General features: G+C 66.1%; 34 protein-coding genes. 10 read left to right on the top strand and 24 right to left on the bottom strand.

Features of this window, described 5'->3' with window-relative positions; all coding sequences use genetic code 11:
• Positions 1-149: 149 nt before the first annotated feature.
• On the top strand, positions 150-857 hold the full coding sequence (locus tag Hbl1158_RS10370) for an SOS response-associated peptidase (RefSeq protein ID WP_234297175.1): 708 nt from the start codon (positions 150-152) through the stop codon (positions 855-857).
• Positions 858-1,059: 202 nt separating this feature from the next.
• Here the strand turns inward: Hbl1158_RS10370 and Hbl1158_RS10365 are convergent, their stop codons facing one another.
• From Hbl1158_RS10365 to Hbl1158_RS10355, 3 genes are read right to left on the bottom strand one after another with little or no spacing between them, the layout of a single operon-like run.
• The gene (locus Hbl1158_RS10365; protein ID WP_234297174.1) at positions 1,060-2,127 is read right to left on the bottom strand and encodes a tyrosine-type recombinase/integrase; all 1,068 of its coding nucleotides are present in this window, start codon (positions 2,125-2,127) and stop codon (positions 1,060-1,062) included.
• Positions 2,124-2,573, bottom strand: coding sequence for a DUF5805 domain-containing protein (locus Hbl1158_RS10360; RefSeq protein ID WP_234297173.1), 450 nt, complete (start codon positions 2,571-2,573; stop codon positions 2,124-2,126). Before Hbl1158_RS10360 ends, Hbl1158_RS10365 begins: the two co-directional genes overlap by 4 nt.
• Before the next feature lie 25 nt (positions 2,574-2,598).
• Complete coding sequence (locus Hbl1158_RS10355; RefSeq protein WP_234297172.1) at positions 2,599-2,952, bottom strand: hypothetical protein; 354 nt, start codon at positions 2,950-2,952, stop codon at positions 2,599-2,601.
• A 48-nt stretch (positions 2,953-3,000) separates the two neighbouring features.
• On the opposite strand from Hbl1158_RS10355, the gene Hbl1158_RS10350 reads away from it, so the two are divergent.
• Positions 3,001-3,285, top strand: coding sequence for a hypothetical protein (locus Hbl1158_RS10350; RefSeq protein WP_234297171.1), 285 nt, complete (start codon positions 3,001-3,003; stop codon positions 3,283-3,285).
• 37 nt (positions 3,286-3,322) lie between these two features.
• Here Hbl1158_RS10350 and Hbl1158_RS10345 read toward each other — a convergent pair whose 3' ends face one another.
• The 13 genes from Hbl1158_RS10345 to Hbl1158_RS10285 all read right to left on the bottom strand — a co-directional run bounded on the left by Hbl1158_RS10345 (position 3,323) and on the right by Hbl1158_RS10285 (position 8,216).
• Entirely contained in the window at positions 3,323-3,655 is a 333-nt protein-coding gene (locus Hbl1158_RS10345; RefSeq protein ID WP_234297170.1) for a hypothetical protein, read from the bottom strand.
• A 102-nt stretch (positions 3,656-3,757) separates the two neighbouring features.
• The gene (locus Hbl1158_RS10340) at positions 3,758-4,456 is read right to left on the bottom strand and encodes a hypothetical protein (protein WP_234297169.1); all 699 of its coding nucleotides are present in this window, start codon (positions 4,454-4,456) and stop codon (positions 3,758-3,760) included.
• Positions 4,449-4,853, bottom strand: a complete 405-nt coding sequence (locus tag Hbl1158_RS10335; RefSeq protein WP_234297168.1) for a hypothetical protein — start codon at positions 4,851-4,853, stop codon at positions 4,449-4,451. Before Hbl1158_RS10335 ends, Hbl1158_RS10340 begins: the two co-directional genes overlap by 8 nt.
• Positions 4,846-5,136 carry a hypothetical protein gene (locus Hbl1158_RS10330; RefSeq protein WP_234297167.1) on the bottom strand — a complete coding sequence of 97 codons (291 nt, stop codon included), beginning with the start codon at positions 5,134-5,136 and terminating at the stop codon, positions 4,846-4,848. Before Hbl1158_RS10330 ends, Hbl1158_RS10335 begins: the two co-directional genes overlap by 8 nt.
• Positions 5,136-5,282, bottom strand: a complete 147-nt coding sequence (locus Hbl1158_RS10325; protein WP_234297166.1) for a hypothetical protein — start codon at positions 5,280-5,282, stop codon at positions 5,136-5,138. The genes Hbl1158_RS10330 and Hbl1158_RS10325 overlap by 1 nt, the downstream gene beginning before the upstream one ends.
• Positions 5,279-5,866 carry a hypothetical protein gene (locus tag Hbl1158_RS10320; protein ID WP_234297165.1) on the bottom strand — a complete coding sequence of 196 codons (588 nt, stop codon included), beginning with the start codon at positions 5,864-5,866 and terminating at the stop codon, positions 5,279-5,281. Before Hbl1158_RS10320 ends, Hbl1158_RS10325 begins: the two co-directional genes overlap by 4 nt.
• A complete protein-coding gene (locus Hbl1158_RS10315; RefSeq protein ID WP_234297164.1) occupies positions 5,866-6,618 on the bottom strand; it encodes a hypothetical protein in 753 nt (250 codons plus the stop codon). The genes Hbl1158_RS10320 and Hbl1158_RS10315 overlap by 1 nt, the downstream gene beginning before the upstream one ends.
• Entirely contained in the window at positions 6,618-6,827 is a 210-nt protein-coding gene (locus Hbl1158_RS10310; protein WP_234297163.1) for a hypothetical protein, read from the bottom strand. The genes Hbl1158_RS10315 and Hbl1158_RS10310 overlap by 1 nt, the downstream gene beginning before the upstream one ends.
• Entirely contained in the window at positions 6,824-6,979 is a 156-nt protein-coding gene (locus Hbl1158_RS10305) for a hypothetical protein (RefSeq protein WP_234297162.1), read from the bottom strand. The genes Hbl1158_RS10310 and Hbl1158_RS10305 overlap by 4 nt, the downstream gene beginning before the upstream one ends.
• Positions 6,979-7,170 (bottom strand): hypothetical protein, encoded by a 192-nt coding sequence (locus Hbl1158_RS10300; RefSeq protein ID WP_234297161.1) that lies wholly within the window; start codon positions 7,168-7,170, stop codon positions 6,979-6,981. The genes Hbl1158_RS10305 and Hbl1158_RS10300 overlap by 1 nt, the downstream gene beginning before the upstream one ends.
• Complete coding sequence (locus tag Hbl1158_RS10295) at positions 7,163-7,456, bottom strand: hypothetical protein (protein WP_234297160.1); 294 nt, start codon at positions 7,454-7,456, stop codon at positions 7,163-7,165. Before Hbl1158_RS10295 ends, Hbl1158_RS10300 begins: the two co-directional genes overlap by 8 nt.
• Positions 7,453-7,758 carry a helix-turn-helix domain-containing protein gene (locus tag Hbl1158_RS10290; protein WP_234297159.1) on the bottom strand — a complete coding sequence of 102 codons (306 nt, stop codon included), beginning with the start codon at positions 7,756-7,758 and terminating at the stop codon, positions 7,453-7,455. Before Hbl1158_RS10290 ends, Hbl1158_RS10295 begins: the two co-directional genes overlap by 4 nt.
• Entirely contained in the window at positions 7,758-8,216 is a 459-nt protein-coding gene (locus Hbl1158_RS10285) for a hypothetical protein (protein WP_234297158.1), read from the bottom strand. The genes Hbl1158_RS10290 and Hbl1158_RS10285 overlap by 1 nt, the downstream gene beginning before the upstream one ends.
• Positions 8,217-8,447: 231 nt before the next feature.
• Here Hbl1158_RS10285 and Hbl1158_RS10280 point away from each other — a divergent pair, with 231 nt between their 5' ends.
• Entirely contained in the window at positions 8,448-8,741 is a 294-nt protein-coding gene (locus tag Hbl1158_RS10280; protein WP_234297157.1) for a PhiH1 repressor, read from the top strand.
• An 89-nt stretch (positions 8,742-8,830) separates the two neighbouring features.
• Here Hbl1158_RS10280 and Hbl1158_RS10275 read toward each other — a convergent pair whose 3' ends face one another.
• The 7 genes from Hbl1158_RS10275 to Hbl1158_RS10245 form a co-directional block, all read right to left on the bottom strand.
• On the bottom strand, positions 8,831-9,094 hold the full coding sequence (locus Hbl1158_RS10275) for a hypothetical protein (protein WP_234297156.1): 264 nt from the start codon (positions 9,092-9,094) through the stop codon (positions 8,831-8,833).
• Positions 9,095-9,288: 194 nt separating this feature from the next.
• On the bottom strand, positions 9,289-9,519 hold the full coding sequence (locus tag Hbl1158_RS10270; RefSeq protein ID WP_234297155.1) for a hypothetical protein: 231 nt from the start codon (positions 9,517-9,519) through the stop codon (positions 9,289-9,291).
• A complete protein-coding gene (locus tag Hbl1158_RS10265) occupies positions 9,516-9,779 on the bottom strand; it encodes a hypothetical protein (RefSeq protein WP_234297154.1) in 264 nt (87 codons plus the stop codon). Before Hbl1158_RS10265 ends, Hbl1158_RS10270 begins: the two co-directional genes overlap by 4 nt.
• Positions 9,776-10,120, bottom strand: a complete 345-nt coding sequence (locus Hbl1158_RS10260; RefSeq protein ID WP_234297153.1) for a hypothetical protein — start codon at positions 10,118-10,120, stop codon at positions 9,776-9,778. Before Hbl1158_RS10260 ends, Hbl1158_RS10265 begins: the two co-directional genes overlap by 4 nt.
• Positions 10,110-10,280, bottom strand: coding sequence for a hypothetical protein (locus Hbl1158_RS10255; RefSeq protein WP_234297152.1), 171 nt, complete (start codon positions 10,278-10,280; stop codon positions 10,110-10,112). The genes Hbl1158_RS10260 and Hbl1158_RS10255 overlap by 11 nt, the downstream gene beginning before the upstream one ends.
• Positions 10,277-10,741 carry a hypothetical protein gene (locus Hbl1158_RS10250; RefSeq protein WP_234297151.1) on the bottom strand — a complete coding sequence of 155 codons (465 nt, stop codon included), beginning with the start codon at positions 10,739-10,741 and terminating at the stop codon, positions 10,277-10,279. Before Hbl1158_RS10250 ends, Hbl1158_RS10255 begins: the two co-directional genes overlap by 4 nt.
• 118 nt (positions 10,742-10,859) lie before the next feature.
• Positions 10,860-11,147: a hypothetical protein gene (locus Hbl1158_RS10245; protein WP_234297150.1), complete on the bottom strand. Its 288-nt coding sequence runs from the start codon at positions 11,145-11,147 to the stop codon at positions 10,860-10,862.
• 172 nt (positions 11,148-11,319) lie between these two features.
• Between Hbl1158_RS10245 and Hbl1158_RS10240 the strand changes: the two genes are divergently transcribed.
• From Hbl1158_RS10240 to Hbl1158_RS10210, 7 genes are all read left to right on the top strand, one after another.
• On the top strand, positions 11,320-11,697 hold the full coding sequence (locus tag Hbl1158_RS10240) for a MarR family transcriptional regulator (protein WP_234297149.1): 378 nt from the start codon (positions 11,320-11,322) through the stop codon (positions 11,695-11,697).
• The gene (locus Hbl1158_RS10235) at positions 11,687-11,971 is read left to right on the top strand and encodes a hypothetical protein (RefSeq protein WP_234297148.1); all 285 of its coding nucleotides are present in this window, start codon (positions 11,687-11,689) and stop codon (positions 11,969-11,971) included. The genes Hbl1158_RS10240 and Hbl1158_RS10235 overlap by 11 nt, the downstream gene beginning before the upstream one ends.
• Entirely contained in the window at positions 11,961-12,335 is a 375-nt protein-coding gene (locus Hbl1158_RS10230; RefSeq protein WP_234297147.1) for a hypothetical protein, read from the top strand. The genes Hbl1158_RS10235 and Hbl1158_RS10230 overlap by 11 nt, the downstream gene beginning before the upstream one ends.
• Complete coding sequence (locus tag Hbl1158_RS10225; protein WP_234297146.1) at positions 12,332-12,961, top strand: J domain-containing protein; 630 nt, start codon at positions 12,332-12,334, stop codon at positions 12,959-12,961. Before Hbl1158_RS10230 ends, Hbl1158_RS10225 begins: the two co-directional genes overlap by 4 nt.
• Before the next feature lie 62 nt (positions 12,962-13,023).
• Positions 13,024-13,269: a hypothetical protein gene (locus Hbl1158_RS10220; RefSeq protein WP_234297145.1), complete on the top strand. Its 246-nt coding sequence runs from the start codon at positions 13,024-13,026 to the stop codon at positions 13,267-13,269.
• Entirely contained in the window at positions 13,266-13,568 is a 303-nt protein-coding gene (locus Hbl1158_RS10215; RefSeq protein ID WP_234297144.1) for a hypothetical protein, read from the top strand. The genes Hbl1158_RS10220 and Hbl1158_RS10215 overlap by 4 nt, the downstream gene beginning before the upstream one ends.
• A gap of 51 nt (positions 13,569-13,619) precedes the next feature.
• Complete coding sequence (locus Hbl1158_RS10210; protein WP_234297143.1) at positions 13,620-14,909, top strand: hypothetical protein; 1,290 nt, start codon at positions 13,620-13,622, stop codon at positions 14,907-14,909.
• A 9-nt stretch (positions 14,910-14,918) separates the two neighbouring features.
• Here Hbl1158_RS10210 and Hbl1158_RS10205 read toward each other — a convergent pair whose 3' ends face one another.
• Positions 14,919-15,491, bottom strand: coding sequence for a hypothetical protein (locus Hbl1158_RS10205; RefSeq protein ID WP_234297142.1), 573 nt, complete (start codon positions 15,489-15,491; stop codon positions 14,919-14,921).
• Positions 15,492-15,526: the final 35 nt, after the last annotated feature.

The raw sequence follows: 15,526 nt of genomic DNA, 5'->3' as shown, positions 1-15,526 counted from the left end.
CGGTGTGGGGTCGTACCGCGGCTAAAGGGTTCGGATGCGATCGCGGATCCACTCTCACGTCTCCGTGACGGATCCCGTACGACGGATATTTTCGCGACCGGCACCGCCGTCGCGGCACGGTTAACCGCTCCCAACACCAGATCGGTATCATGTGCGGACGCTACTCGCTCACGCTCGAGGCCCACGACCTCGCCGAGCGCTTCGACGCCGACGCTCCCGACGACTGGGAGCCGCGGTACAACTGCGCGCCCGGGCAGGACCTCCCGGTGATCACCGACGACGCACCCGGAGCGTTCCGACGGATGCTGTGGGGGTTCACGCCGCCGGAAGCCGACGAGTCGCGCGACCTGATCAACGCCCGGGCGGAGACCGTCGACGAGAAGCGGGCGTTCGCGGACTCGTTCACTTCCCGTCGGTGTTTCGTCCCGGCCGACGGCTTCTACGAGTGGAGCGACCGCGCGGGCGACAAGCGACCGTACCGGGTCGCGTTCGACGACGACCGCGCGTTCGCGATGGCCGGCATCCACGCGACCTGGGAGCCGTCGACGCCGGGGCGACAGGCCGGGTTGGGGAACTGGGGCGGCGGACGCGCTGACGCCGACGACCCCGGCGACGAGCGCGTCGAGACGTTCGCCGTCCTCACGACCGAGCCGAACGACCGGGTCGCCGACCTCCACCACCGGATGGCGGTCGTGCTCCCCCGCGAACGCGAACGCGACTGGCTCGACGGCGACCTCGCGAAGTCGGACCTGCTGGAGCCGTACCCCGGTGACGACATGCGGTACTACCCCGTCTCGACGCGAGTGAACTCTCCCGCCAACGACGACCCCTCGCTGATCGAACCTGTCGACGCGTAATTCGGCGGGTAACGGACCAATACGGTCGATATAGCCCCAGGTACGACTGATCCGGCGGGCCGGTATTTGATATAGCGAAATAAAGTTTACTAGTCCCGGAGCGGACACCAGAAAACTAACAATCAAACTGAAGTTCAAACACCGTTACGAATACTCGGCGATTGATCCGCTGTCGGCGTCGCTTGCGGCCCGCACGGCCGCGTCACTCCAGCAGCGAGTAGACGTGTCGATCGTACGTCTCCCGGACGTTATCGCCCCAGTTGTGGGTGTAGGTGTCGATGATGTCGTCGGCCACGTCGCCGCGGAGGTACTTCACGACGCCGCGGTCGCCCGTGCGGTCGCGGAGGTGCGTGGTGAAGAAGTGCCTGAAGTAATGAGGCGTAACGTTCTCGGTCGCGCCCGCGCCGGACTCGTACCAGCCGGCGTCGGCGGCGTGATCGCGGACGATACGGCCCACCTGATCGGGCGTGAGTCGCGCCCCCCACCCGCTCGCTGTGCCCACGAACAGCGGCTCGGCGGGCGAACGCGCGTCGGGTCTGATCGCCAGCCAGCGGACGAGCGTCTCGGCGAGTTCGGCGTCGACGGGGACGATCGTGGCGCGTTTTCGCTTGTTCGAGGCGGTTCGCTCCTCGCCGTTGTACGCCGCTCCGACCGAGGGGTCGCTCGCGACGAACAGCGAGTCGGGTCGACCGTCCAACTGCGCTCGGCCGCCGAGATCGTACTCGGAGGGCTCGTCTTCGAGCCGCAGGTCCCGCAGATCGAGGTTACACAGCTCTCCGACGCGCATGCCGGTCTTGAGCAGCGTGATCATCAGCGCCCGCTCCAGCGGGTGCGTGACGCCCGTGACGAACTCGCGCATCCGCGGCACCGATATCTCCCGTCTGGTCGGGTCCGTGTCGATGCGTTCGTCGAGCTCCTCCATCACCAGCGCCATCGGATTGGCGTCGAACTCCCCGACCTGGGTCATGTACGAGTAGAACCGGTGGAGGTACGCGGCGTACGTCGCCGTCGTCGACTCCGCCAGGTCCGGATCCCGGCGGAGGGCGTGGACGAACGCCATGCAGTCGCGGTGTGACGCCGCTTCTGGAGCGGTCGCGCCGCCCGCAGGTCCGGATTCGGGATCCGCGAGGAACGCCTCGAAGCGGCGCAGCACCCGGCTGTACTCCCCGCGGGTGCGCTCGCTCTTGCCGTGAAGCTCCATGTCCTCGATGAAGTATCCGACGGGGTCGCCGCCGTCGCTCCCGTCGTCAGCGCGGTCACTCGCGCTCATTGCTCCACCAGAACGTAGCCGCCGTCGCGGCCGCTGTACCTGACTCGTCCGCGCGACTGGAGCCGACCCATCGTCTCGTCGACCCGTTCTTCGATGTCGCCGGCGACTGCCTCGACCAGTCCGTCGAACGACATGACGTCCTCGTTCGCGAGGGCCTCGAGGAGGCGCTCTTCGAGGTTGCTACCCCCAGGGTTCGTGGGGGGAGATGCACCTTCCGCGGAAGACGATTCGCTCGAGGGATCGGCGCTCTCATCGGACTCCTCGGCCCCGGGCGGGGGACCGAACGCGTCGGCCACGCCGAGGTCGCGTCGACCCGCCTGGACCATCGTTCGGACGAACTCCGACTGGGACATGTCGAGGCCATCGGCCTCGGCGACCCAGGCGCGCTTCTGATACGCCGGCACCCGGACGGTCACCGGCACCCGTTCTGCCTCCGCGTCGCTCATACCCGGGCCTGGACCGCCGCCTACATCAACCTGATGCAAAGGAACATCCTAAGACACTAATTCGATAGATCGCATCGGTCTCAACTCGCCGCTGTCTTTCGATTTGGGTAAATCCTTGCAGGTTCGGCCACTCAGCAACCGACGAGTATTTCGTCTGGAACGGATTACATGTTTCCGACGAGGTGATGACGCGGCCGCCGTCGGCGCGGAGTTCGTCGCCGTCGCCGTCGCGCGCTGGCGCAGCTCCGGTCGCGACGGAGAACGCGTCGTGCTCGTCGGTCAGGTGGTCGACGAGCGCGTCCATCGTCTCGACGGCAGGTTGGTCGTCGGCGTCGCAGTACGGGCACGTCGGGTCGTGAGTGGGTGTCGTGTCGCTCATGCTGTGATCTCCGTGGGGTTGATACGCGACTCGCACGATACTGAGAGCATGTCCGTGGACCGTGGACGGAGCTCTCGCGAGTACGAGGAGGGGACGATCGGCATCTGGATCGGCGAGGACGATCTCGACATGCTGCGCGAGTTTGACCACCGATTTAGTGAGGGGGACGGACGGTCTCGATCGAAAGCGATCAAGCGGGCGATGCGCCTGTTGATCACGCTCGATAGCACCCTCGACCGTGTCGCATGGTCCTTCGACGACGAACGTGGGCTCCTCGCGTGGGCTCGGCAAGCGTTCGACGACGCGATCGAGCGCGAAGAGAGCGGCGAGTAGGCGACTGATAAACCATATGTGGCGATAGGGAAGCGCACTACTCGTCACCTCCAGAGCGCCACACCTGCTCGCGCACTGCCTCGCGGACGGCCTCGCCGTGCTCGTTCGTAACGTGTTCTTCGCGGACCGAATAGCACGTCACGAGGTCGTCGCTCCGGCGGAAGATCACCGCCTCCGTCCAGGCGTCGTACCGCGCCTCGTCGTGGACAGGCACGCGCTCGTCGGCGATCTCGAGGCGCTCGCCGCGCACCCACGCATCCCGGAGGTTGTCGACCGGGTGGGCGCGCTGAGGCCACCGCTCCTCGAGGAGGTGGTCGCTCGCGACGACGCCGTCGCGGAGCTCGTCGAACGGCTGCGTGCTGGCAGCCATGCTCACGCAGCCACCTCCGTGAGCGCGATCGTGACGAAGGCGATCGCGACTGCCATGAGGAACACGGCCCAGAAGGCGCGCCACGCGAGGTCGCGCTCGGTGTTAGTCACCGGCGACACCTCCGGCGGACTCGTCGCGATGGAAGGTGCTGAGCGCGTTCGCCCGGCCCAGACAGCTCTTCGAGCAGAACCGCGACCCTGCAGCGTTCCACGCCTTCACCTCGTACTCGTCGCCGCACTCCTCACACGTCTTCGTCACGTCCGAGCGGATCCCCTCGATCTTGCACGCTTCCGAGCAGTAGCGCTTCCCACGCTCGCGCTCGGACGGGACCGTCTCGAACGCCTCGCCGCAGGTGTCGCACTCGATCGTGACGCGGTCACGCCGCGCCTGCTGAGCACACGCTGGGGAGCAGTACTGCTGCGGATGTTTGCGAGACCGGTTCGGCTCGAACTCAGCCTCGCAGTAGTCACACGAGCGGGTCTCCCGGAGCGCCTCTCCGTGGACGCTCGCGTGGTGGCACCGCATCTGCTTGCGCGTCTCGAAGTTCCCACGACCACACTCCGGGCAGATGTGCTCAGAGATCCGGTTCTCTTTGTCGCCGCGGATCGAGAACTTGTCCGGTCGGTGCGGACAGCGGTAGCCGTGGCCGAACTCCTCGCCATCGGGACCGACCGTGACCCGGGCGTGACACACCGTGCAGATCCCTTCGCGCTCGCCGTCTGCTGGGAGCGTCGACCCGCAGCGGTGGTCCGGTGGCCGCGTGTCGAAGAGGTGTGGCTGCTCGTCGCGGTACTCAGGCACGGTCGACCACCTCGCCGGTGTCGGCCTCGAACACAGTCCCGCAGTAGTCACACTCCGTCTCGCCGCTCGCCGGCCCGATCGAGTAGCGGGCAAACACGTGGCCGCGCTCGGCCGGCGGGTTGTCGCACGCCGGACACCCCGACTCGAAGACGGCGTGCGTGGTTCCCTTGTCGTGCTCGTCGCTGGTGGCGGCGACCGTCCCGCCGTCCGTCGCGAGGCGGACCTCGTGGTACTCGAGCATCGCCTGGCGTGGGTCCGCGCCGCGATCCCGGCCGCGACAGCTGGGGCAGACGCCGCCGGCGAGCGCCCGCGGTGAGACCCGGTCGCCGCAGCGGGCGCACGACAGCGCCGGCGGAGCGGTGTCTTGGGAGGTATCCAGTTCGAAGGCGTCAGTCATCGAACGACCACCCCTCAGGATGCAGCGCCGTGACCTCCTGCGTGCCCATGATGACCGTCCCGATCATGCTCGAGTAGCCGCACATCGGGCACACCGGCTCGTCGACAGCGTCGATGGGCACGTAGTGGTCGCACGGACGACAGCAGTAGCCGCCGCCAATTCCTTCGTACTTCTCGGCCAGACCCAGCGAGCCGACGGTGTCCATTCCACCGATGAGATCTCGACGAATCCACCCATCCGGGACGTCCTCCTGTTCTCCCGACGCCTCTCCATCGGCCGACATCACGCCTCACCCCGCGCGATCCGGAGTTGGTCGACGCGGTCGACCGCGTCGGTGAGGATGCGCTCGACCTCGTCGAGGTCGGTGTCGTTCGCGACGGCGACGCCGAGCGCGTCATCGATGAGCTCCTGGACGTCCTCGGCGCTCATGCGTCACCCCCGTCGGCGCGGGCCTTCTCGTCGATCTCTTTCCAGGAGTCATCGCCGTCGGGAACGACGTCGTCCTCGGCCTCCAGCTCGCCGCGCTTGTACAGCGCTTGCGGGCCGTCGTGCACTCGCGATGCGTGGTTCTTCATCGCGGGCTCACCGGCGCAGCGCTTTCCGCACTTCGGGCAATGGACGTCATCGGTCGCGTCCTCGACGACCGGCTTCAGATCCGCGACGACGAATCCGGTCTCGTCGTCAGTCTCGAGGTCAAGGACGTGTTTCGTAGAGATGTCATCGATGTCGACGTCGAACGCCTTCGCGAGGACGCCCTTCACAGCGAGCGCACCCGAGCCGTCAGAGATGGTGAGGGTGAAGGTGTCCCCGGATTCGCCTTCCGGGTCGAACGCGATCACCGACTTGTCCGTGTTGGTGAGGTACCCGACTTCGTCGACGGGCGACCCGTATCGGGTGAAGTACTCCTCGACAGCGCCGGCGGTGACTGTTGCCTGGTTCCCACCGGCGTAGATGCGGAGATCAACCGGGCGGTCCGCAGTCGCGTTCCGTCCGTCGTACTCGTCGAACTCCATCACTCTTCACCCCCGTCGGTCGCCGCGACCTCGGCACGATCGCGCTCGTCCTTGGACAGCTCTGACTGCGTCGTCTCCTCTTCCTCGTCGCGATCGACCTCAAGAAACGGGAGCACCTCGTCGCGCAGCCACTTCGCGAACACCTCGGTGATGCAGTCCTTGTACAGCGCGACGTAGCCGCTCTCGTAGAGGATGCCGCGCATGTAGTCGTCACCCCAGAAGTACTCGAAGCCGAGGCCAGTCGTCCCGCGCTCGGCTGCCTCGATGTCGGCGGCATCGTGGTAGTCGATACTCGTCTCCTCTTTGTCGCCGCCGTAGTCGCGCGAGCGCGAGACGTTCCACGCGTCGGCCGTCTCGGTCTGTTCGCGGACGTGCGCGGCGAACGCGTCGACGTTGATCCGCGTCTTCTTGACCGAAACGCCGAGTTGCGCGCCTGCGCGCTTCAGGAACCATTCGCCTTTGCTCTCCGAGGAGACGCCGATGATTCCAGGGTCGCTCGAGACGTCGGCGTAGAAGTCGACCGCGCGCTTGCGCAGCGTCGCCTCTCGAGAAGTAGTGACGCCCGAGCCATCGACATGGACCGTCTCGGCCTGCTCTTCGACGAGGTCCGCAGCCGTGCCGTGGTAGACGGTGTGTCCGTCAAGGTACTGCGTCGCCTCCGACTCGACTGCCGGCAGCTCGCCATCCAGCTTCGAGGGGATCTCCGTCTGGCGGGCGTCGCCCTCCGTGAGGTAGACGGATGCAGCGTGCATCAGTCCTCACCTCCGTCGCCGGCGTCGTCGACGCTCATGTGCGGGTCGAGACGATCCGCGAGCACCCGCAGCGCGTCGGCTCGCGTGTCGCCCTCGCCGCGATACGTGCTCGCGCGAGCGTCGTACCACGCGGCGTAGGAACCGCTGGGCAGCGCGTTGATCCGGACGACATCGTCGTCGCCGTCGCGGTCGTCGGTGGTGGCGCTCATGCGTCACCCCCGTCGGCGTCCGCCACGGCCTCGGCGTCCTCGCGCTCGCGCTCGGCCTTCGCGGCCGTCCACGAGCCCTCCATCGCCGCGACCTGCTCGCAGGAGCGACAGAGCGCGCCCTGGGCCGGCTGGCCGCAGCGATCGCACGTCATCACCGACCACCTCGCAGGCCGTCGCGACGGGCGTGCCAAGTGTGGCGGTCCTCGATCTGGGCCGCACACCACGCACAATGCGGGTCGTCGTAGCCGGGCGGTCGCTGGCCGTCGACGAGGTCCGCACCGCACGCCGGGCACGTACCCTCCGTCGAGAGGCGCTCGGCCGCGCCGCGGATGGCGTTACTCATCGTCGTCTCCCTGAGCGGCGTCGATCGTCTTCTGCTCGCTCTCCTCAGCCCAGGTTTCGAGCCCTCGGATCGAGTTGATCTGCTCGTTGATCGTCCGGGCGCGACTGGTCGTTACGTCGGCGATCTGGAGGCGTTCGAGCGCGTCGATCAAGTCGCCGGCGGCGGTCGCCACGTCGGCGTACCGCTCCGACTGCGGCGTCCCGACGTACTCGATGCGACCAGTAGCGCCCTTCAGCTCGTCGACGAGCTCGTCGGCGTCGATCTGCTCCTCGTCGTCTGCGCTCATGCTCCCCCCTCGCCGTCGAGATCGTCGATGTGGTGGGCGGCGGCGACGCCGTCGTCCGTCGTGCCGTAGATGCGCCCCTTCCGGCGCTCCTCGGGCACGAGGAGTTCGACGAGGTCGGCGTCGCGCAGCTGGCCGAGCGCTCGCGAGACGTGCGAGACAGACAGGCCCGTGTCCTCCGCGATCGTCGTGGGTGTCGCCGGGCCGTTGGTGAGCCGGTCGAGGACGGCCACGCGGTGATCCGACGCCATCACCGACCCGATCGTATTCCAGTCCGGGTCGGCGTCATGTGCGTCCGCGCTCATCACGCACTCACCCCGAGATAGGTCCGCACGCGCTCGAGGAGCGACTGGGCGTCGTCTTGGCTCTCGTCGGCTTCGGTATCTGTCTGCTCGCCGGAGAAGGCGTACTCACACCGCTGGATCGCCTCGTAGCAGATCCCGTGCGTCGGGCCAGGCCGGATCTCTTGGTCGTCGTTTCTGATGACGTCCGCGTCTGCGAGCGACTGGAGGTGGGACTGATACAGCGAGACGTACACGCGCTTCCGCTCTTGAGACCGCAGCTGCTGGGCGGGCTTGTCGTTCTCGATCGCTGCGATGTACTCGGCTAACTCGCCCAGGTCGCAGGGCGGATCGTCCGCGAGCGCGCGGATAACGTGCCGTCGTCGGGTGTTCGCCAGAACATCGTACAGCGCCTGATGATCGTCTGTGCTACCGTCGGTCGTGCCCGAGTTACTAAGTCGGGTCGTGTCTGATGCTTGCATTGGGTCGGTCTTCGGATCGCATACCGCGATTTGCCCCAGGGCAGGGGCCGACCCACCGCCGACGCGTTCCAGCGCGTCGGCCTTCTGGCAGGTCGTATTCTGCTTACGCCCCGTCCCCCATATATCTTACTGACGCTTGTAAAGTGGAGTCTAACTACTGCGTGGTATATGCAGACGGGTGACCGTAGCTTGATGTACGTCGGTCACTAACCACCATGTATCGGTGAGGATATGAGTACAGCGACTGCACCTCTCGACAACATGCGACAGGCCGCCGACTGGATGGTCCCGTCCGATGACCGGATCTTGGAGCTGGTCCGGCAGCACGGGAACCTCACGCCGAAGGCGATCGAAGACTTCGGCGGCCCTGTTCGACAGCACGCCAGCACTCGGTGTTCGACGCTGGCAGAGTACGGCCTCCTGATACGCGTCCACCGCGGCCTCTATGGAATCACCGACGAGGGGCGCGCCTACCTCGACGAGGAGCTGGACGCCAACACTCTCGCCCCCGACGACGCCGAGTGACTCGGTTCTGCTTCGTGGCACGCACCCGTCGATAGCGCCAGCACCCGTATCAACCAGGGGGTCTTTTCCGGGCCCGATTTCGGTTACGCTCACGCGTCGTCCTCCACGATGATGTCTTCCCAGGCGATCTCTCTCCCGGTCACATCGTCGACGATGTGGTAGTGCTCGGGGTCGATGTCGCGACCCTGCTCGGCCTCGCGCCGGCAGGCCGGACACCAAATATGGTTGTTCGTGCGATCCCACACGACGTGGCCGCCCGGACAGCGCCAGCGGTACTTCTCGGGCGGCCGGCGCGAGATCGTCACGCCCTCGCTCTCGGCCGCTGGCGTCGGTTGTGATTGCGTCCCTACCATCCCACCAGCACCCGACGGGCGGTTGTGTCATATAGTCGATTCTTGTGTGCATAGTGGAAGTAGAACGAGTCTCGGCGACAGATGCGGCGCGAACTCGACTCACGAGGTCGCTCGTGGATGCTCGCGATCTCGGACCGACGGTGAAAGTAGTGTACCCCACGGCTCAGACGGTGGGGTACGGGACCTGCGTTGAATTACTCCAAGACGAACGCCTCCAGCCACCACCGCGAGACGACGCCGCGCTGGCTACAGTCTGTGTCGTGCGGTATCTCCTCGACCGTCTCGGCGACCCGTCCACACTCACAACACGCGACCTCGCCAGTCGGCTCACCTCGCCGAAGGCCGTCGTGACCGACGCTCGTGTCGCTCGTGACGAGGCGGAAGTGCGTTTCCGGATCGCTAAAGGAGTCCATCTCCGGGCTCATGGGCCCCGATTCACATCCGTCGTTCCCTCGAGACTGCCGTCGACGACACCATCGCGATCGCGACACCCGAACTCGCCGTGCAGCTCGGCCTCGATCCACGGTGCCGAGACACGCTCGCCACCCTCGCCGACCCACTCGTCGGCGTCGACATCGTAGCGCTCCTCGAGCAACTCCCACGCGTCGCCGGAACGCTCGATCCGCTGGCGGTGCCGGACGCCAGCCGCGTCGGTGTACTTGAGCAGGACGTGCTCGGGGATCATGCCGTCCCACCGCGTGTGAGCGCGCCGAAGAGTGGATCGACCCGTGTCTCGTTCGTCACCCACTCCGGGAGGCCGTCGCCGAGCTCCATCCGTGCGCGGCGGACGTGCTTACAGTCGACCTGCCGGTAGTGAGCGTCGTCGCAGTCGCACCGTCCGGCCTCGGGATCGACGAGGTACCGCGATGCCCCCGAGTAGACAGCGACCTCCGAGGACATCGCCGCCGGATCGTCGGGGTAGACGAACAGCGCTGACTCGCGCAGCAGCGCGCGAGCGGCACGCGCCGATGCCGTCTCATCGAGCGGTTGGCCGTTGACCGTGGTGTGGGACGCGCTACTTGCCATCGTCGCCCTCCACGGCAGCGCGCTCGCAGTCGAGACACCGCCCCCAGCGCCGGTGGATCACGCCGTGGGTCTCGCAGCGCATGAGTTGATCGTCGGGCGTCCCGCGCTCGTCGTGGGGCGCGCGATCGGCCACGTGGGCGTTGGCCGGGGAGAGACTCACGCGCCCACCTCGTTGAGGACGGGATCCTCGTCCTCGTCCCACAGCCGACGAGCTACGTCCCCGTGATGCGTGAGCCAGCTCGTTGCCTCGCGCTTCGCCTCCTCGACGTCCTCGGGGTCCTCCCAGCCCTCCTCGACCCACTCGTCGCCGTCGACGAGGACTGTCCGGCAGCGCTCGGCGCACAACTCGTCGACGCGGTCGGCGATCGGCTCGTGGAGTTGCTCGACCGCGTCGGCGATCGCCTCGCCTGGATCACCGTCTCCGTCGAAGTCCTCGCGGCGCGTGTCGCGGACGTTCTCGATCGTCGCGACGGCGTCCTCGAACTGCGCGAGTTGGGCATCCTCGACGATGTCGTCGTGGAGGCCGTCTTTGAGGATCCGGTGCTCGAAGCGGTCGGTCGCCTCGCTACGGTGGTCGGTGATACGGCGGCCGGCGCGCGGATGGGTGTCGTTCCCCCGCATCACGCATCAGCCTCCGTGACAGCCTTCACCGGAACGCCGATCCGAGCGAACGCCTCGGCGACGATCGCCGACGTGGTCGTCCGCCCGTCGCCGATCGTGTAGGTCGTCGTCGCGGACATCACGCACGAACCTCGATGCCGTCCGCGAGGTCGTCGACGAGCTCCTGCATCGAGCGGTCGTCGTACCGGAGGTCCGCCCAGCCGCACACGTCGCGGACGTGATCGACGTAGTCGCCGAGGTCGGCGATGTGCTGGGGCATGTGGATATCGCCGTCGTCGTCAGCGATCCAGGCGACGTGGCGCGTCGGATCCCAATGGTGGTCGTTGCCGTCGGCGTCGGTGCCGAGGCGGCTCATCTCGTCGGTCATGTCGCGGAGTTTATCCCGCGACGGCGTGTCGTCGGTCATGCTCTCGTTGTGGAGAGCAGGTCAGGGGCGTTGTCGCGCCCCGGGCCACTTCTGACCCGTTCCTGCTCATACTACAGTACGTTATGTCACCACTTATAGCTAACGCATTGTAGTGTGCAATACAACACAACGCACCACAAGTTACTTACTATCTCCGACACGTTGTAGTCGTATGGGAGTATCAACAGCAAACGTGCTCACACCGGAGGATCTGAACCAGACTGATGGAGCCGTGATCGACGTGTTGCACGACGGCCGTGTGACTCCGCAGTACGTCGCCGACGAGATCGAAGTCTCGCGGACGTATGCCAGCGAGCGTCTCAAGCGGCTCGTCGAACACGGTCACGTCGCGAAGGTCGCTCCGGGCCTCTACGAGCTCGTCGACGATCCGCGCGGCGACAGCACCGCCACCACCGACGAGCCGGATCGCGAGGCGCTGCGCGAGCAGTACCGCCGGCTCGTGGACGCGCTCGAACGCGTCGATCGCGACGCCGTCGACGACGCCGTCGAACACATGGGCGAGATCCTGGAGGTGGACGATGTCGAGTGAGGAGTCGACAACCAATACCTCACGCGAGATCGCCGACGACTACCTCCGCGAGACGCGCGGCGTGGGGCTTGACGAGATTGACGATATCGCTGATCGCGTCGGTGATTTAGAAGCGCGAGTCAATGGTGGGATCGAGTTGCATATCGACGGGAGTGGGTGGCGATCCAACTCGGAGTATGCCGAGTACGACGCCGCACACGCCGTCGCCGGCGCTCTCCTCGGCGGGGCTGACGAGGTGTTAGTCGAGCGCGTGGAGGTGGACGATGCCGAGTGACGCCAACATCGACCTACCGGATCCGGACCGCTTCTTCCAGCGCATCGGTGGCGCGGAACTGGAGATGATCGTCCACTCGCACGATGATGTTACATTCGAGTTGAGCGTCGTCCCGGGCGGTGGCTTCTGCGTTGAACTCGTCTCCAGCTACTCCTACGGCGGTCACGAGTGCAACCAGCATGTCTCACTCGGACGCGAGAGCGCCGAAGAGCTTCGCGACGCGCTCGACACGGCCCTCAAGACAGAGAGTCGGATGCGCGACGACTACGTTGACACGCTGGAGAACACCTGCGACGAGTGTGGGTCAGGCGGCGGGGGGCTCTGTCCCGAGTGCAAGGACGATGCCGAGGTGCACTCTCGATGACTGACGGCGATCTCGCGTGGCCGGCGGAGTACCCCCGCACGGACCCGGCCGAGCGCGAGCCGTACCCGGGCGATCTCTCGCCCACGCGCAAGGAGTCGTTCGAGAGCATCGTCGACGAACTGGAGCGGTGGGGCGCGACCGAGGGCTCGGTCGACATCGACACGGCGAGCCAGCACTACGCGGACAGACCCAACATCCCGCACCAACACGACAAGCCAGACGAGGTGGGCGTCGTCGCGCGCTTCCGCCGCGAGGACGGTGCGGCCGACGACGAGCACGTCCTCGCGTGCGACCGGTGGGAGAGCCAGCGCGAGAACGCCCGCGCGATCGCGCTGTACGCCCGCCGGATGCGCCTCGCCGACAAGTGTGGGGTCACGACCGCCCAGTCGACGATGGACACCGCCCGCCTCCCGCCGGGCGACGAGTCCGCGGACGTGATCGTCGCCGGCGCGGCCGAGCCGACCGTCGACGATCCCCACGCGGTGCTGGGCGTCTCGCCGGACGCCTCCGAGGCGGTCGTCGAGGCCGCCGCGCGCCAGCGCCTCAAGGAGACCCATCCCGACCAGGGAGGTGACCGGCGCGAACACCAGCGCGTCCAGGAGGCGCGCGAGCAACTGTCCGGCTGACGAAACTTTACATTCACCGCGCGTGGCTCGCTGTTAACATACGCGGGATAGTAGCCGACAGCATGGCCGAGAGTCGCCTGTTCGTCGTGCGTGAGCAACTCGAGTCCGGAGAGTCGTACAACTACCGTGCGTTCGATACGCGGGAAGCTGCAGCCGACCACCGCGAGACGCTCGAAGCCGAGTGGCGCGATAAGTACACGCTGTTCGACTCAAGGGGAGAGCGACCGATCTTCCGCGACAACGAGCACGGAAACGTGTTCCATGCAGTCATCGAGAGGCTCCCATACGGACCACCGACAGACGAATGACCGATCGCGAGTCGCTCGGCCCGATCACGTGGCGTCGCCCGGCCGACTCGGAGGGGACGCTCATCTCTGTCGAGATCGTCGCGACCGACGACGGCCCCCGCATCGACGTCGACGTCGGCGACCAGGAGACGACCGCCGAGCTCGCCGGCGACCCGGACGATCGCCCGGCCGTGTTGCTCCTTGACGAGCCAGTCGACCTCGAGGGCGACCGCGTCGAGGCGATCCGGCTGCCGAGCGGGACTGACGACGCGGTGACGGATGCAGTAGCGGTACTCGAGGGGCAGGAGACCGACAATTGAGTCGTGAGTGTGGCCCGTGTTCTTTTTTCCATCCAGTTGTAGGTTAGCTGCATGAACCGTCGATCGTTCCTGGTGCTCTCTGTCGTGGGTCTTGCGGGTTGTGGAGGCACCAGTTCGGAGCCGACGGAGCCCTCCACGACAGTACAGCAGTCAGAGCCGTCGACTGCGACAGAATCACCCACTCCGACAGACACGGCGACACAAACGTCAACGCCCACGGAAACGCCCGAACCGGAGACGACACAACCGGCGATCAGGAACAGCGACATCACCGTCGACGGAGACTACCGAGGAGATGCGACTCCGAGGGGTGCGACGCTCAACGTCACGGCGACGTTCGATCTTTGGGCACACGACGGAACGGCAGAAGGGGAAGTCCGCGTGCTCTTCGAACCGCCGGTTGGGCCAACCACAGAGGTAACGTCGTCGGTCACCGAAACTGGCGAAGAGTTCGTCGTCCAAGAGTACGATACCACCGTCGACACAGCGGGCTGGCCCGCGGGCACCCACACCGGGAATATCTCCGTTACGGATACGATCAGCGGCGAACAGTCTCTTGTTACAGAGCACACCATTCAGTTGGCCGAGTACACCCGAACCGTGTATAACCAGGTCGCCGACGACACCGAGGCTGCTCAGGCAGCGATTGATGACGCGATGCAGACGTTCACCAGAGAAGGCGGTCAGTCAATCCTGGACATCACTCCAGAAACCGGTTTCAACAAGACAGCAGTCACCGAACCCGCGCTGAAAGCTCGAAGGATCGTTGATGACGCACTCGACCAGGAGGTCACGCCATTCGAATCAGAACTACAGCGAATCGACCACTTAGGGGGTGTTATCGTTCCGATAGCAGAGGCACAGAACAGAATCGTTCAGACGCAAAACAGCCTTTTCGACATCGCGAATGCTATCGAAGATCGCGAAGAGACGACGATCGAGAATCGCCTCGAAACCTTGCGAGAGAGATTAAACGAGGACAGGCAATCGATAAACTCCGCCGAGAATCCATACCGCGACGGGAGGGACTACCCGCTGCCGTTCGCCGACAAGATCGATGCCCTCCGTACCGATCGGTCGAAAATCTCCGGATTCACGACCTTCATCGAAGACCTGCGATACGGAGTGGGGTTGTTGAACGATGGTCGAGTCGCTGAACGGACCAATAACTACGATCGGGCCGAATCACTCGCGATCGACGCCAACAGAGAGTTCGAACGTGTCGCCCGGGAGCTCAGAAGTATGTCGAGTCTCCCAGATACAGTCGATAAGTACACCAGAACGTCCGAGAGTCTACAGGAGGAAGCAGAGGAACTCCGGCAAGAGGTATCCAGCCCGTAGACCGACGAGTTACTCCATCCACACGCCCTCGTCGAGCCGCTCGCGAACGGCGCGCTCACCCTCTCGCGCCGACAGCCCGACGCCGCGGTAGTGGTCCCATGCGGTCCACGGGTTCAGCGCGTTCGCCTCCTGGTGGGCGGCGACCAGCGTCTGGTCACCGCCGGCGGCCGCGAAGAGGATCGCGTGGTCCTGGAGCTCGGCGAGCGGACTGTCACGCCACGCCCACGAGCCGACCTCGACACGCCCGTCGGGTAGGGTCTTGAGCGCCGCCAGAGGCATCCTCCGGAAGCCGGCCTCGAACAACATCGCCTCCACGCGATCGGGCGGCGCGTCGATCACGCCGACGATCTCGCGCTCGGGGAGGTGGTAGGCCGCGAAGTGGTCGCCTGGGAGTCGCCGGCGAGCGACGCGGTCGAGCAGCGGGAGCACCGCGCGCCGGAGTGTCTCCCACCAGTCCGCAGCAGGACCGAGCCACCGACGCGTCCGCGGGCCCTGGAGCGCGCGGACGAACAGCAGCAGCGCCGTGAGGCTGACGAGCGATGCGACTATCGGGGCCACGCTGGCCGTCGTCTCGGGTAGCATGTGCAAAGTGGTGCTCGCCAGCGCCGGTCGGCGCG

Origin of the sequence: Halobaculum sp. CBA1158, from assembly GCF_021431925.1 — an archaeon.
Taxonomy (GTDB): domain Archaea; phylum Halobacteriota; class Halobacteria; order Halobacteriales; family Haloferacaceae; genus Halobaculum.
This window is presented reverse-complemented; position numbering and strand designations above follow the sequence as displayed.